Annotated in this window: 13 protein-coding genes, 1 tRNA gene and 1 pseudogene; 9 read left to right on the top strand and 6 right to left on the bottom strand. The window is 38.1% G+C overall.

Annotation, left to right across the window (positions count from 1 at the left end; translation table 11 throughout):
• Nucleotides 1-196: 196 nt before the first annotated feature.
• Both B9A52_RS21315 and B9A52_RS21310 read left to right on the top strand, forming a co-directional pair.
• Complete coding sequence (locus tag B9A52_RS21315) at nt 197-592, top strand: FG-GAP repeat domain-containing protein (protein WP_172805259.1); 396 nt, start codon at nt 197-199, stop codon at nt 590-592.
• Nucleotides 558-1,706 carry a hypothetical protein gene (locus B9A52_RS21310; RefSeq protein ID WP_084122588.1) on the top strand — a complete coding sequence of 383 codons (1,149 nt, stop codon included), beginning with the start codon at nt 558-560 and terminating at the stop codon, nt 1,704-1,706. Before B9A52_RS21315 ends, B9A52_RS21310 begins: the two co-directional genes overlap by 35 nt.
• A 56-nt stretch (nt 1,707-1,762) precedes the next feature.
• Here B9A52_RS21310 and B9A52_RS21305 read toward each other — a convergent pair.
• Nucleotides 1,763-1,836, bottom strand: a tRNA-Ile gene (locus B9A52_RS21305).
• 77 nt (nt 1,837-1,913) lie between these two features.
• Here B9A52_RS21305 and B9A52_RS21300 point away from each other — a divergent pair.
• Both B9A52_RS21300 and B9A52_RS21295 read left to right on the top strand, forming a co-directional pair.
• Nucleotides 1,914-2,546: an HAD family hydrolase gene (locus tag B9A52_RS21300; protein WP_084122586.1), complete on the top strand. Its 633-nt coding sequence runs from the start codon at nt 1,914-1,916 to the stop codon at nt 2,544-2,546.
• Nucleotides 2,536-3,645 carry a site-2 protease family protein gene (locus B9A52_RS21295; protein ID WP_084122584.1) on the top strand — a complete coding sequence of 370 codons (1,110 nt, stop codon included), beginning with the start codon at nt 2,536-2,538 and terminating at the stop codon, nt 3,643-3,645. Before B9A52_RS21300 ends, B9A52_RS21295 begins: the two co-directional genes overlap by 11 nt.
• Before the next feature lie 197 nt (nt 3,646-3,842).
• Here the strand turns inward: B9A52_RS21295 and mnmA are convergent, their stop codons facing one another.
• From mnmA to B9A52_RS26605, 4 genes are all read right to left on the bottom strand, one after another.
• Nucleotides 3,843-5,054 (bottom strand): tRNA 2-thiouridine(34) synthase MnmA, encoded by a 1,212-nt coding sequence (mnmA, locus tag B9A52_RS21290; RefSeq protein ID WP_084123633.1) that lies wholly within the window; start codon nt 5,052-5,054, stop codon nt 3,843-3,845.
• A 94-nt stretch (nt 5,055-5,148) separates the two neighbouring features.
• Nucleotides 5,149-5,886, bottom strand: a complete 738-nt coding sequence (locus tag B9A52_RS21285) for an NYN domain-containing protein (protein WP_084122583.1) — start codon at nt 5,884-5,886, stop codon at nt 5,149-5,151.
• Nucleotides 5,887-5,919: 33 nt separating this feature from the next.
• Entirely contained in the window at nt 5,920-6,237 is a 318-nt protein-coding gene (locus B9A52_RS21280) for a nucleotidyltransferase domain-containing protein (protein WP_084122581.1), read from the bottom strand.
• Nucleotides 6,216-6,383, bottom strand: coding sequence for a hypothetical protein (locus B9A52_RS26605; RefSeq protein ID WP_394334861.1), 168 nt, complete (start codon nt 6,381-6,383; stop codon nt 6,216-6,218). The genes B9A52_RS21280 and B9A52_RS26605 overlap by 22 nt, the downstream gene beginning before the upstream one ends.
• A gap of 372 nt (nt 6,384-6,755) precedes the next feature.
• Between B9A52_RS26605 and B9A52_RS21265 the strand changes: the two genes are divergently transcribed.
• The 5 genes from B9A52_RS21265 (at nt 6,756) to B9A52_RS21245 (ending at nt 14,768) form a co-directional block, all read left to right on the top strand.
• Nucleotides 6,756-7,847: a 6-phosphofructokinase gene (locus tag B9A52_RS21265; RefSeq protein WP_084122574.1), complete on the top strand. Its 1,092-nt coding sequence runs from the start codon at nt 6,756-6,758 to the stop codon at nt 7,845-7,847.
• An 11-nt stretch (nt 7,848-7,858) separates the two neighbouring features.
• Nucleotides 7,859-8,302 (top strand): DinB family protein, encoded by a 444-nt coding sequence (locus tag B9A52_RS21260; RefSeq protein ID WP_084122572.1) that lies wholly within the window; start codon nt 7,859-7,861, stop codon nt 8,300-8,302.
• Nucleotides 8,303-8,380: 78 nt separating this feature from the next.
• Nucleotides 8,381-9,805: a sulfatase family protein gene (locus tag B9A52_RS21255; protein WP_084122570.1), complete on the top strand. Its 1,425-nt coding sequence runs from the start codon at nt 8,381-8,383 to the stop codon at nt 9,803-9,805.
• 204 nt (nt 9,806-10,009) lie between these two features.
• Nucleotides 10,010-13,033, top strand: coding sequence for an AsmA-like C-terminal region-containing protein (locus B9A52_RS21250; RefSeq protein WP_317045524.1), 3,024 nt, complete (start codon nt 10,010-10,012; stop codon nt 13,031-13,033).
• A gap of 406 nt (nt 13,034-13,439) precedes the next feature.
• The gene (locus B9A52_RS21245; RefSeq protein ID WP_172805258.1) at nt 13,440-14,768 is read left to right on the top strand and encodes a glycoside hydrolase family 68 protein; all 1,329 of its coding nucleotides are present in this window, start codon (nt 13,440-13,442) and stop codon (nt 14,766-14,768) included.
• Nucleotides 14,769-14,939: 171 nt separating this feature from the next.
• On the opposite strand, the pseudogene B9A52_RS21240 reads toward B9A52_RS21245, so the two are convergent.
• A pseudogene (locus B9A52_RS21240) lies at nt 14,940-15,806 on the bottom strand (alpha/beta hydrolase); the annotation flags it as partial.
• Nucleotides 15,807-16,030 lie beyond the last annotated feature (224 nt).

The raw sequence follows: 16,030 nt of genomic DNA, 5'->3' as shown, positions 1-16,030 counted from the left end.
TAAAGCATAAGTTAATGAAAATCAAGTTGAATTGGTAATATGAACAAGTCTTTTGTTCCAAATGGGCCAAAAAAGGTAACAAGGGAAAATTGATTTAACTTCCAGCTATGGGTGAATTCAAAAAGCTCAATTCTTTTCTTAATTTTATCAAAATATCACTCAGATTAGATTTATGTTATTATTGAAAAAATTTTGGTTGCGCGTTCTAATGTTTTTCAAGAGAAGTCCGGTATTCCTTATCCTTATTTTTGTTTTTGCAGGTTTTAAACCTGATTCAGTATTGAAAGAAAAATCCATGGAAAATCAATTGGTTTGGTCAACAACTTTACCGAATCTAGGTACCCTTTCCTCTCCAAGGGCGACAGATTTAAATGGGGACGGGATTTTGGACCTCGTGGTCGGTATGGGTCGCATTGAATTTCAGGCTTCAGATACGGCCATTGTAGCCCTTGATGGTAAATCCGGAGACATAATTTGGAAAAGGCCTGCAATAGATCAGATTTATGGTTCTGCGACTTTGTTGGATATCAATAAGGACGGAGTGGAAGATGTGCTGATTGGCGGAAGGTCCCGCAATACTTCAGGCGATTGACGGAAGGGATGGAACGCTGATTTGGGATTTTGTGGCAACCAATCAATTGAAAAACCTGGTCCAGAAAAAATATTTCAATTTTTACAATCCTCAATTGATACCGGATATCACCGGAGATGGGCTTCCTGAGATTATAGTTTCCAATGGAGGCAATGTGCTCAAAGCCCCATATGATCCCAATAGGCCCGCAGGAAGGATTATAGTAATTGATTCTTCAAGCGGAAAAATCATAATTGAAGCTGAAACGCCGGATAAAAAAGAAACTTATCATTCTGTTACTATGTCTAATCATGTTCAGATTGATGAAATTGAAGTAGTATTTGGAACAGGAGGTGAAACTATCGGAGGGAAGCTATATGTGGTAGGCCTAAAGGATATCCTGAATGGAGATATCAAAAAGGCTAAGGTTCTTGCCAAAAACGAAGATAAGGGTTTTGTAGCTCCTGCTGTTTGGGCGGATTTGAATAAAGATGGAATTGAAGATATTATTGCCAACGCTGTTGACGGAAAGGTGTATGCCTTCGATGGCCTCACAAAGAAATTGATTTGGGAAGTAGGTATTCCCGATACTGAGATTTACAGTTCTCCTGCCGTAGGTTTTTTCACTAAAGATCAAACACTCGATGTTTTTGTCAATGCCAATATTGGTATTTGGCCTCTATTTACAGATTGTTCCAATGTGATGATCGATGGTGAAAGCGGGAAAGTAAAGTACAAGCAGAATTTCGGGAGTTTTCAGTCCACTTCGCCTTTGGTTTTGGATATAAATGGTGACAGTGTGGATGAAATCATCATCTGTGAAAATAAAAGTGGGGCAGATCGGGCAGGTAAGAAATTGTTCTTTAACACCATTTCTGTAATTGATTTTGCAAAAAAGGGAAGGAAAACCAGCCTCTTGCCAATGCTTGCAGGCCACAACACTTCGTCGACTCCATGGATGGGAGATTTGGATAAGGATAATATGCTGGATATTGTATTTTGCCATAGTAACAATATGCATCATACCTATGCTTTTGATGGCCTGCAGATCAATTTGCTGAAAACTGAAATCCCAATAACCAAACCATTAAAATGGGGGGCATATATGGGGAGTGGTTATAATGGAAGGTATTGATTTGTTTCTTTTAATATCTTGAAAAAACAAAAAGCCGTTCATCACTGAACGGCTTGTGGGCCCACCTGGGCTCGAACCAGGGACTTTCTGATTATGAGTCAGATACTCTAACCAGCTGAGTTATAGGCCCCAATTTTTAAGCATTTGACCTTGCTTTTGGGACTGCAATGTTACATATTTGGTTTTAATTTTACAACCTGTTTACAAATGAAAAAATTGGAGAATATTGATTTTTTGATCTTCGACTTGGGCAATGTTATCATCGATATTGATTATGATTTCAGTATCAGGGAGTTGAAAAAAATATTACCTGAAGAAAAGCATCACCTCACCTCAAGTTTTTTCCCCTCTACTTTTCACAAAGAATATGAAAAAGGAATGATAAATTCCGATCAGTTTAGAAATGCGGTCAGGGAATTGTATCAGGTGGACCTGTCAAATGATCAGATCGATCATGTTTGGAATAGTTTATTGAGAGATGTGCCGCAGGAAAGAATTGATCTGATCGGTAGGCTAAACCGTGACTTTGGAACCGCGGTCCTCAGCAATACCAATGAAATCCACATCTTGAAATTCAATGAAATGCTCAAAGCGCAAACTTCTGTTGATGGTCTTTCAGGATTGTTTGACAGGGTATTTCTAAGCCATGAAATGGGCTTGGCAAAGCCTGATGAAGCGATTTATGAAGCAGTAATCAATGAAATTCAGGTAGAACCCAAGAGAGTATTATTTTTTGATGACCTTTTGGCGAACCTTGAAGGCGCCAAAAGAGTTGGATTACAAACTTATCACATTACGCACCCAAAAGCGCTGATTCAATTCTTTGCGGATGTACACTAAAAAAGAATACCTAATTCACGGTTCATTATTTCTGGCTACCATAATTACAGCGACTTTGGCAGGAGGGGAGTGGCTGTATGGTAAGTCCCTAATTGCTGGGGGTGAAAATGCATTGACTTTGGAATACTTTCTTAAATCGCTTCATTTTTCCATTCCATTTATAGGGATCCTGCTTATTCATGAATTGGGGCATCTATTTACCTCTATTCACCATAAGGTAAAATCCTCACTACCGTACTTTATCCCCGGATGGCTGGTGATTTCTCCTTCTTTGGGAACATTTGGTGCCATTATAAAGATGAAAAGTTTCGTCAATAGTCGGAAGAAATATTTTGATATTGGTGTGGCAGGACCATTGGCAGGTTTCATTATTGCCCTTTTCGTATTGGGATATGGATTTACCCACTTGCCTGATGCAGAATATATCTATCAGATTCATCCTGAATATTTGGATCCTGATTTTAAAGGTCATTCAGAGGAAGAAGGTTATCTCAATCTTGAAATGGGATATAATTTACTTTTTTATGGCATGGAAAAATTATTGGCTGACCCGGAGAAAATGCCCAATATGTCTGAGATCATCCATTATCCATACTTATTTGCAGGATACTTGGCCTTGTTCTTTACAGCTTTGAATTTATTGCCTATTGGACAATTGGATGGAGGTCATGTGGTCTTTGGATTATTTCCAAAAAGGCACAAAGAGATTTCTCTTATTTTCTATACTGCCTTCGTCTTTTATGCAGGCTTGGGCATACTCAATCCTTTCGATGATTTGAATTCTTTGATTATCAGTATACCGCTTTATATTGGTTTTTTATACATCTGCTATCGTAAGGCAAGCCTGGAAAATCAGACCAAATGGACAATTATTTTACTGATAGCTGCTACTCAATATACTTTGGCTTATATATTCCCCGGTCTTCAGGGCTATAGCGGTTGGCTCTTATTTGCTTTTTTGTTAGGTAGGGTGATGGGTTTAGAACATCCTGAAGTCAGCGGTTTCAAAGAATTAAACAGCAACAGGAAAATCCTAGGCTGGATTGCCATTCTCATTTTTGTTCTCTGCTTTACCCCACAGCCTTTTCAGATAAGTTAGTGGTCAGTCCAAGTAGGCAGTCTCAGTTTGCAGTTTCAGTAGGGGATTTTATGGGTATGAGTGTACTTTCTATTGGGTAATTTGTCAATTCTAAAATCCACGCCAAAAGGCATGAACCTCAAATTTGGAGTTCACCTAAATCATTCAATCTAAAATCTAAAATCTACCCTCTAACTTCATCCCTCATAATTCTACCTCTAAAAAATCACCCCCGACCCAATACTTTCCCCACCATCATACCAAGCCACAAACTGACCTGAGGCGACTCCCCTTTGGGCATGGTCAAACAGAATATAGAGTCCTTTTTCTTTCATGATCAAAGTTGCCCAAGTCAAAGGCTGTCTGTATCTGATTCTAGACTGGTATCTGGCAGTTTCACCTACTTTCAGTTTAAGATCATTTCTGATCCAATGAATATCCTTTCTTGGCACAAAGAGACCATCCCTGTTTAATCCCGGATGATCTTCTCCTAAGCCTGTGTAAATGACATTCTCTTTGGTATCGGTCGCAATCACAAACAAAGGCTTGCCTGTTCCCCCTACCTGCAAGCCTTTTCTCTGACCTACTGTAAAATAATGAGCACCATTATGCTCGCCGATTTTTTTGCCTTGATCAGCCGTATATTTGATTGGTAGGCAGAGGTTGTCCAATGTTTCCAAATCTAATTCTTCAGCAGTAAAACCTGCCGGAATTCTTTTGGAATCATAAATGGGGAGATCTTCCGGAACTACTACAATTGCTCCTTTCTTGGGTTGTAGTTGTTGCTGTAGGAAGTCAGGGAGCCTGACTTTTCCAATAAAACATAGTCCCTGACTGTCTTTTTTATCGGCAGTGATCAGGTCCTGCTCTTTGGCGATTTTCCTGACCTCTGATTTTTGGAGATGACCTATTGGAAATAAGGCTTTGGCCAATTGTTCCTGATCCAATTGGCATATGAAATAGCTTTGGTCTTTGTTCGGATCCGCACCTGCCAAAAGTCTGTAAACTGTTTGGCCATCAACTTCGAGTTCATCTTTTTGACAATAGTGACCTGTGGCTACAAAATCCGCTTTTAGCTTTTGGGCGGCTTTAAGGAAAATGTCAAATTTGATTTCTCTGTTACACAAAATATCGGGATTGGGTGTCCTTCCTGCCTCGTATTCTGAGAACATATAATCTACAATCCTCTCTCTATATGCTTCACTGAGATCGATAGCCTGAAAGGGAATTCCAAGTTTTTCTGCAACCAACATAGCGTCAGTACTGTCTTCCATCCATGGGCATTCATTGGAGATGGTAACTGATTCATCGTGCCAGTTTTTCATAAACATGCCGATGACTTCATATCCCTGTTCTTTGAGGAGAAAAGCGGCAACTGAGGAATCTACGCCGCCTGATAGTCCAACGACTACCCTTTTATTTTTTTTCATGGTTTTGAAATTATTCATGGATTCAAGGTCCATGAGGTTTCACATATTTGTCAGAACAAACTGTACAGGTGAATTGGTTCTCAAAAGTAAAAAATCAGGGCTTGTTTCTCACATAAATCAATTTAAACCTTCCTTTCTGGTTTTCGCGCTGTTCAATTTCAAAAGCACTGATGGATTTTATCAAAGGGGTAAGTTTTTGGAATCCGTAATTTCTTGCATCAAAGTTGGGCTGTTTTTTCTGAAGCAGATTTCCCACATCCCCCAAAAATGCCCACCCATCATCATCGGCTAAATCGGAAATGGTGGAAGCAATTAACCTGATCAATTTAGGATTGATTTTGTCCACCTGGGGAGATGTGGTGATTTTGTTGCTTTGATCTGTAGGTTCTTCACTTTGTTTTTGAAGGATTTCCAGGTAAATAAATTTATCGCAGGCCACAATAAATGGATCTGGTGTCTTCTTTTCTCCCATGCCTATCACCATCATCCCTGCTTCCCGCAGCCTGGTGGCCAATTTTGTAAAGTCACTGTCGGAGGAAACAATACAAAAACCATTCACCCTTTCTGAATAAAGAATATCCATGGCATCAATGATCATGGCCGAATCAGTGGCATTCTTTCCTGAGGTGTAGCCGTACTGCTGCATCGGGTTGATGGCATTTTCCAATAGGACATTTTTCCATTTCACCAATTGTGGTTTGGTCCAATCTCCATAGATCCGCTTGATAGTAGGATTCCCATATTTGGCTATTTCCTCCATCATTTCTTTGACCTGTCCGGAAGGGACGTTATCGGCATCGATTAAGACAGCTATTTTAATATCGGTTTGCATTTTTGTTTAAATTTGAAAAGTAATAAGTTGGTTTTATGAAACAGTTATTTTGATTTCTTTCCCGTGCTTCAAAATCTCATATACTAGAGGATTAGAAATATTGAAATCAGATTCTCTGAAGGGATGTGGTTCAATTCGGCTGTCAAATTTTCTTCTTAACCTCATTAATTCCAGTTGCATGTCAGGCAAATTGTTGTAATCTTTCAAAACTACTGCGATATCAATATCACTCTCATCGTGAAAATCTCCTTTTGCATAAGAGCCAAATAATATAACCTTAATGAGGTCAAATTTTTCATTTAATTCCTCAACATATTTTTGGACAATAATTAGAGCTTCTCTTTGATCCATTTTCTTAATTCATTTATTCTATCCATCCAAAGTAACGCATAGTCTTTATTGCAAAGACGATAAAATTCTTTTTTATGGTCATCATATCTTGCATTTAAGTTAAAGGTAGTGATAACATCCAACCAATCCGAATATTCGTCTGACACTGTTACTTCAAGATATTCTGCTAGTCTGTAAAGATTATGAGTAAATGGTGCATGTTTTATTTGAATTTCTCCGCTTTATTTTTTTTAACATCTTTGGAACGCTGATAACGCTGATAGAACTGATTTTCAATGATTTATTTATCAGTGTGCATCAGGAAAATCAGCTTCATCAGCGTTCTATTTTCCGTTTTTTATTAAAAGTTAACATCTTTTCTTTTATAACATATTTAAATAATTTCCTTAAAAATAATTCTGCTGTCCTTATATCAATCAACCTTAATGAAATTTCCAATACATTTTGAAACAATAAAGAAGGGCCTTAAAAAACTATTTTCGTAAGTTGCGTTAAGAATCAATCAACCTTTTAAATCTATGAAAAAACTTTTGATCGCAACCGGTGGGGGAGATTGTCCCGGTTTAAACGCAGTAATTAGAGGAATCTGCAAAAGAGCAAAAAAAACCAAAGAATGGGAAGTCTATGGCAGCATGGAGGCATTCAATGGACTCTTTACTGATCCTGTTAGGATCATCAAACTTACCGGAAAAAAAACAGCAGGAATCCATGTAAGGGGTGGGACAATTTTGAAAACCACCAACAAATCTGACCCTTTGCATTATCCTGTCAAAGATGAAAACGGAAATGTGATTTTTGTCGACAAGACCAAGGATTATGTGGACAGAATCAAAGAATTGGGTTTTGATGCGGTAATCAATATCGGGGGCGATGGCTCCCAAAAAATTTCCAAGGCATTTTTTGACCATGGATTGCCTATCATTGGCGTTCCCAAAACAATAGATAATGACCTTTCGGCGACAGATATGACTTTCGGTTTTCAAACTGCCGTACAGATTGCTTCCGATAGTTTTGATAAATTGGTCACTACGGCAGAAAGTCATCATCGGGTTATGATCATGGAAGTAATGGGAAGAGATGCAGGTTGGATAGCCATACATACCGCCATCGCCGGTGGTGCAGAGATATGTCTGATTCCTGAGATTCCATACGATATCAATAAGCTTGTCAAAAAAATAGAATCCCGATACCATGAAGGAAGAGGTTTTGTGAACATTGTAATTGCCGAAGGAGCAAAGGCTAAAGAAGGAACTATCGTCTCAAGAGAAGGTGAAGAAGGTTCCAGACATGTCCGCTTGGGTGGGGTAGCACTTCAACTTTCACAACAACTGAAAGATGCGGGAGTTCATCCTGAAATAAGAGAGACTATTTTGGGTCATGTCCAAAGAGGAGGTACCCCAACCGCATTTGATAGGGTATTGGCTTCTTTGTTCGGAGTCAAAGCATTCGAGATGTTATTGGAGGGTGATTTTGGAAAAATGGTTGCATTCAAAAACAATACTTTTATATCTGTTCCGTTGGAAGATGCTACTAAAGAAAATAATGTGGTTGGAATTGATAGTTTTATTATTCGCGGTGCAAAAGGATTGGGAATAATTTTCGGTGATTAAAGAAATAAAAAATGAAAGATACCCTCATAAATTTATTTGATCGGGATTTGAATAAATTGAAGACCGAATTAAAACGCTACAAGAAAGAGGAAAACATCTGGAAAGTTTCAGGTGACATTCTCAATTCGGCAGGTACACTTACTATCCATTTGATCGGAAATCTGAATTACTATATAGGAGCTGTCATGGGAAATTCAGGGTATGTCAGAGACAGGAATGCTGAATTTTCTACCTTTGATATACCAAGGGACTCCTTGATAGAACAATTGGACGACACCATACAAGAGGTGACAAATGCCATATTAATGTTTTCGGAAGATAAATTTGACAGTAACTATCCCCATGTGGTTTTTGATGAACCCATGACATATGAATATTTTATGTTTCACCTGTTCAGTCACCTCAATTACCATCTTGGTCAAATTAACTATCATAGAAGGTTATTGGATGTATAAATTCAACATTGAAAGAGATATTATTTTTTAGGTTTACAAAGCGTTTTAAATTTGGGAATTCTTAAAAAGTTATCATTAATGAGATTTTATAATTTAATTTTCTTTCTACTAATAGTTAAAATTTCCGGCTGCACTTCTCCCAAAGAATCAGCACCGATCCTACCAAATATTGTATTGATTTTCACAGACGATCAAGGGTATAATGACGTAGGCGTATTTGGATCTCCTGATATTGACACTCCCAATTTGGATCAGATGGCTTCTGAAGGCATAAAATTCACGAATTTCTATGTGGCACAGGCAGTGTGTTCGGCTTCAAGAGCCGCTTTACTGACAGGGACCTATTCCAATAGATTGGGTATTCATGGGGCTTTGGATCATTCCAGCACTCATGGCCTTAATCCGGATGAGACAACCATTGCCGAAATGCTCAAACCTCTTGGCTATCAAACTGCAATATTTGGAAAATGGCATTTGGGCCACCACCCCGATTTTCTGCCCACCAATCAGGGTTTTGATGAGTATTTTGGAATTCCATATTCCAATGATATGTGGCCCAATCATCCGGAAACTAAAGACTACTACCCACCATTGCCTTTATACCAAAATGATCAAGTTGCAGATACGGTTTGGACGGATCAAAGCATGTTTACAACTTGGTTTACAGAAAAATCAGTAGACTTTATAAAACGAAATACGGAAAATCCATTTTTTCTTTATTTGGCACACCCCATGCCACACGTCCCTTTGTTTGTTTCTGATAAATTCAAGGGTAAATCCGAAAGGGGACTTTATGGAGATGTGATCATGGAAATTGATTGGTCAGTGGGAGAGGTGCTCAAAGCTTTGAAAGAAAACGGATTGGAAGAGAATACTTTGGTTATATTTCTTTCGGACAATGGACCATGGTTATCCTATTCGGGACATTCTGGTTCGGCATATCCACTCAGGGAAGGAAAAGGGACTTCTTGGGATGGCGGGGTGAAAGTTCCTACCATTATGAAATGGAAAGGCAAAATACCTGAGGGGAAAGTTCAGAAAAATCCTGCCATGACTATTGACATTTTACCAACGATTGCCTCATTTACGGGTGCGCAATTGCCAGCCTTACCGATTGATGGATTGGATATCTCCTCTATGTTGGTGGACTATACTGCGGCTTCACCTCAAGAAGCCTATTTTGTCTATTACAACAGAAACGAACTTCAAGCAGTGGTTATGGGCGAATGGAAGCTTTATTTTCCGCACAAATATAGAACTATCGCACCTGATCAGAATTTCCGGGATGATGGAATCCCTATTAAATATACCATGGTCGATTTGGCAGAAATGGAATTGTATCATATCCCTACTGATCCTTCCGAAAAAAACAATGTGATTGGGGAAAATCCTCAGGTAGTAGATATGTTTGTAAAACTTGCTGATAAGGCCCGTGAAGATTTGGGAGATGCCCTCAATGGAAATGATGGGAATAATCTTAGGCAACCTGGAAGAATTAATTGAACTAAAATTTTTGCTTTCTTAGTATTTTAAATAATTTATTTACGTTGAATTTGACGTAATCTATTTTGCATCGCCCACATGAAAAGTAAAAAAATAAGGATTTTACTGATTTTGCTATTTTTAATTTTTGTTGTAATTCCAACAATAGCAATCATTCTTTTATATTCTCAACAGAAATCCCTTACCCAAAAAGCCGTTGGAATTATGAATGAGCAGTTTGAAGGGGAATTGATCATTCGCGATTCAAAAATTGCTCCATTTGCAAACTTTCCGTATGTCTCCATCGATCTAGAGGACATAGTTTTTTTTGAAAGCAAAATCACAGATTCCAATGTTATTTATGCTGCCGAGGATTTATATGTAGGTTTCAGCATTTGGGATATCATTAGAGGCAAATACAAAATCAAAAGCCTAAAACTCCAAAACGGAAATTTGGATCTTATCAAAGATGCTGACGGAAAAATCAATCTGTTGATGGCCAAAGGTTTCGGAAAAGAAGAAACAGAATCAGTGGATGAAGAGGGTATGAATATTGATTTGTCATCGATCCAATTGAAAAACTTCAAAGTTAAATTTGATGATTTATCAAACTTGACAACAATCTATGCCAACCTTGAGAAGACAGATGCTGTCATCAAACTTCAGGATGAGCATATTTATATTGATCTGATTTCTAATTTCGTTTTGGATTACATTCTAGATGGTAAGCCTACATTTTTCTCACAAAAACATTTCAAATTGGATTTGGAATTTGATTATGATCAAAATACCAATGAGTTGGTTTTAGCTCCTTCCAAATTGCATTTGGAAGATGCGCAGCTGGGCTTGGAGGGAAAAGTAGACCTGGAAGATCAAGTATATCTGGATATCCGAATGGCAGGAGAAAAACCTGACTTTTCTCTTCTGGCTGCTTTTCTACCAAAAGAAACAGCCTTGCTTCTCCGGAAATATCAAAATGAAGGAGATGTGTTTTTTCAGGGAAGTATCGAGGGTTTCGCAGGTAATGGTCATGTCCCGGAGATTGCAATAGAATTTGGATGTGATAATGCTTATTTCCTCAACACAGGGATCAACAAGAAAGTAGATGATTTGAGATTTTCGGGATTTTTCACCAATGGGAAAGATAGAAGTCTCAAGACATCAGAGTTTCAATTGTTGAATTTTTATGCCAAACCGGATCAAGGTAAATTTCAGGGAAGATTGATCGTTAAAGATTTCGAAAACCCCTATGTCAAAATCAATCTAAATGCAGATCTGGATCTGGAATTTTTGGGAGATTTTTTTGAAGTAGAGGGGCTTCAGGGTATCAGCGGTCAGGTGATTGTGGATATGGATTTTGATGAACTCATTGACTTTGAATCCGGAGTGACTGGAATCAGTAATGCAAAGAGCAGTGTCCAAAGCGAGCTGAAAATCATTGATCTCAATTTTTCTTTGCCCGATTATCCCCATCAGATCAGGACTGTAAATGCATATGCATTTATGAGAGAAGGAAATCTCCGCTTGGATAATTTGAGTTTTCAGATAGCAGATTCAGATTTTAACCTTTCAGGAACTATTGACGACTTGCCTGCAATACTGCACAGTAATCCCAAACCCGTTAAAGTCCAATTGGACGCAAATTCCACTAAAATTGATTTGAAGCAATTATTACCTTCAGACAGTAGTATCAATGAATTGATCAATGATTTTAAAATCAAGCTTGCATTCGAGTCTACGGGAAAAAACCTGATGGATTATGAGCATTTGCCTCAAGGAGAGTTTTTTATTGAGGATTTTTATGCAAAGCTGGAAAAATACCCACACGCTTTTCATGATTTTCATGCTGACATTATGATTGGGGAGAAAAATATGGAGGTAATGGATTTTTCAGGAGAGATTGATAAGAGTGATTTTCATTTTTCCGGAAAAGTCCTGAATTATCCTAAATGGTTTCAGGAAAGCCCAAAAGGTGACAGCAGGTTTGAATTTGATTTGGTTTCCAATCATTTAAATATCAGTGATCTTTTAAAATACAATGGGGTTAACTACCTGCCCAAAGATTATCAAAAAGAGGAAATAGACGGTTTGAAATTGAAGGGTAGTCTGGATCTCCATTACAATGACGGTTTCGAATCTGCTGATTTTTATTTGACTGACCTCGATGGAAAATTCAGGGTACATCCATTGAGATTGGAGGATTTTGGAGGAAGGATCCATTATGAGCATGAGTTCCTGACTGTCACCGATTTTGGTGGAAAAATGGGCTCCTCCGATTTCAAAGTAAGTATGGGATATCAACTCGGTGAAGTGGATTCACTCAAGAATAAGCGGAATTTTTTCCACTTGAAATCACTTTCCTTGGACTTGGATGCATTGATGGGTTTTGAAAGCATAGATGTGGACACCAATCATCAGGAAGCATTCAATGTTTTCGAAATTCCTTTCACTGAGATGGATATCAGTGCAGAAATCGGAAAAATGAATTACCATACTTTTTGGTTGGAAAATGTCACTGCTTCTGCGCGTACTACAGCTGATCATTACATCTATTTGGATACTCTCGGTTTAAGGGCAGCGGATGGGACTTTGGGAGTTAAGGGTTATTTTAATGGTTCAGATCCCGAGCATATATATTTTCACAGTACTATGAAAGCATCAAAGCTTGACCTTGATAAGTTGCTTATCAAATTCGAGAATTTTGGACAGGATTACCTCATCAATGAAAATCTTCACGGAAAAGTAAGTGGAACAATAACCAGTAAGTTTTTAGTATATCCTGATCTCACCCCGATTATTGACAAGTCAGAAGCAAAAATGGATCTGACAGTATATCAGGGGAGTATAGTGAATTTTGCACCTTTGAGTGCTATGTCGAGCTATTTTTCAGATCGTAATCTCAACAATGTGAAGTTTGATACCCTGAGCAATACCTTTGATTTGAAAGATGGTATTTTGAATATTCCCAATATGAATATCAATTCAAGTTTGGGCTTTATCGAACTGTCTGGAAAGCAGAGTCTGGATATGAATATGGATTATTTTATCAGAATCCCTTTGGGCATGGTGACATCGGTTGGTTTTAAATCACTCTTTGGAGGAAAAAATAAAAATGAGGTAGATCCCGAACAGGAAGATGCAATTGTATACAGGGATGAAGATAAAAGGGTCCGTTTTGTCAACGTCAATATGAAAGGTACACCGGATGATTATAAGATCAGCTTGGGCAGGAATCGGAGTTCAAATTAAAATTCCACTTCCCTAAATCTGCCATATTCTCAAAAGCTATTTTTTTTATTTCTTTGTGACAGGTCTAAAATCAAAATTTCTTTTTTTTTAACATAGTAATATTTGTTTTATTTCCTATAACTATCCATAGGAATTATCCGCTCGAAAGGTTGCTATTTCTTACAAGGTTTCATGAAAGGGTTATATATATCCTTGACCCATACAAGCCACATTGGATCAAACAAAAGGTTCCAATAGTTGCTGTTATCCTTTCCATGATGCCCCAAACCGCATAATTGAATATACAGAAGATTAGTAATTTTAATTATTTCTTTATTTTATAAAATTTTTAGCATTTAACTAAATATTTATAATGTTGTAAAGTATGATGTATAAATATTTTATTAAAAATTTAAATTTTATGATTATGAAAAAAAATGTATGGCTACCTTTTTTAGTAGCAGGAGGATTTTTCTTACTTGCTTCCTGTGATCCGGAAGAGCAGCCAAATGTTGGCGTAGATCCAACAGATCCGGCAGAAGTGCAAACGGTTGAGTGGACTGCTGAACATGTCCGGTTGATTTCCCGAAATACAGGGAACACCATTCCTCGGGTGGATTTTGACGAAGGTGTGGATGTAATGCCAGGATATCATCAGTGGGATTACTGGCCTATCCTTAACTTGGATGGTTCAATTGCAAGAATTAATGGATACCGTGTCATGATAGTTTTAACAGCGCCTGATACAGTGTTATCGGGTAAGCGACATGATATTGTAAGACATCGTTATGCTATTTCCAAGGATGGTATTAATTGGGAAGATAAGGGTATGGTGTTTACAGAAGACGAAATCATAGGTTCGCGTCAATGGGCCGGATCAGCTTATTATGATCAAGGCTTGGTGTATTTCTATTATACCGCGACAGGTGAAAAAGGTGAACTGAATTCAGGTAGAATTAACAGTGGAGCTCCAGGTGATGATACTGGTGGTATTTCCTATGAACAAAGGATAGCCCTATCGACAGCTCAGGTGGCTAATCAGTCAGAAACTGTTGTTTTTGAAAATTATAGTCAACATAAGGTTATCTTGGAGGCTGATGGACAAATCTACCAACCTGCTACAGGGATGGATGAATCGGGAACTGTATTTGCAATGAGAGATCCTTTTATTTACAGAGATCCTGCGACCAACAAGATTTATATGACCTTCACAGCTCGAGAAGCAGGTGATATTACAACCTATAACGGTGCTGTAGGTTTGGCTGAAGCTGTAAACAATGATTTGACCCAATGGAAACTACTTCCTCCCTTGGTAGTTACAAACATCAATTCCGAATTGGAAAGACCTCATTTTGTCCTTTATAACAACAAATACTATCTGTATTTTTCTACGCATATAGAAAAATTCTCTCCAGAAGTAATGGACAGGGTTAATTCTCCTGAAGGGATGTACGGATTTGTTTGTGACAGTTTTCTCGGACCCTACGAGCCTCTCAACGGAAGTGCGCTTGTGGCAGCAAACCCAATAGAGGACCCATATGCAACCTTTTCATGGCATGTGTTGCAGAACAACACTGTATTGAGTAATACCAACTACTATAATATTCAGCCAGGACTTGAAGTTGGAGAGTTTGGTGCTTTGGGAGAAGAATGGGACCGTAGACATTTTGGAGGTACACTTGCCCCAAGATTAGTTCTTTCGGTAAATGGCAATGTGGTCACGTTGACCAACAGACTTGCACCTTCTTTACCATAAACAATATAAACTTGAATGCCGGATTTTGTCCGGCATTTTTTTTTGGACTCAAATAAGTTAAACTGTAGTAATTTGGTTTTCCATTATATTTTTAAACCTGGTTGCAATAACGCTATTTTACCTTTTCAGCAGAATTTCTCTTGAGATAATTAAATACTTCATTGATCCTTAAAGCCGATATTTGTAGAACGTGGATGGGTCAACTTGTTTAAACAACAACTTGGAAAACATAAATAGTCCATTTTTCCATACTTTGAAATCATGGCCTCCGGGTTCAATGTAATAAATATGTGGGACATCATTCTCTACAAGGTATTGATGGGTACGCTCACTGAAACGAAGCAGGTTATCTTCGTCTCCACAGGAAATCCAAAGTAATTTCAGTTTCTCTCTAGCCACTTGTGGATCAGGAACAAGAACCTCAGGTTCTTTGGTATTGGGTGCGGAAGAAAAGCCTGCCACCCAGGCAAACATGTTGAGATTACCAAGTCCAAAGTTTAGAGATTGGCCACCTCCCATAGAAAGACCTGCTATTGCCCGATATTCACGGTCTTTCAGGACAGGGTATTCTTTCTCAATAAAGGGAATCAGGTCATTCAACAAATCTTTTTCGAAAGTTGCAAATGCTTCCTGTTTATCCAGCGCCATTACATTGCCAATTGCCCTATCATCCTTCATCGCACGACCATTTGGCATTACCACGATCATTGGTTCAATTTTTCCATCAGCATAGAGATTATCCAGGATCACTTGAGGGCTGCCATGATTAAGCCATTCCTTTTCATCGCCACCTATGCCGTGTAGCAGGTATAAAACCGGATATTTTTTGTTTTCAGAATATGAAGGCGGTGTATATATCAATGCTCTCCTTTTCACACCAACAGTTTTGGAGGGGTAACTTATGGTATCAATTTTTCCTTTGGAAATATCACTTCTTACAATATCAAAACCTTCAGGCGCCTGTTTCTCAAAGTCTTGTCCAAAAAGATCTCCAAAACCAATAGTTAGGGAGAGTAGGAGAGGAGCTATTTTTTTCATGGCTGTAAGATTATTTAAGGTGTAAGTGAGATCAATATTTTATTCTTTTTACTAATTGTAAAAAACATAATTTCAATTTATTAAATGATTTAGTGATTTAAAACTCTCAATGTGGTTGTCAGCTTGAGAACTTGTAAAGATAAATCGGAATTTGCAATTCAGGTATGAAAGTCTTTGGGTGAAGATCGGGATTTCAAATCCCAGTTATCTGGATTCAGGATTGC

Source organism: Aquiflexum balticum DSM 16537 (assembly GCF_900176595.1).
Taxonomy (GTDB): Bacteria; Bacteroidota; Bacteroidia; order Cytophagales; family Cyclobacteriaceae; genus Aquiflexum; species Aquiflexum balticum.
The sequence above is the reverse complement of the archived record's forward strand: the minus strand, read 5'-3'. Positions and strand labels throughout refer to the sequence as shown.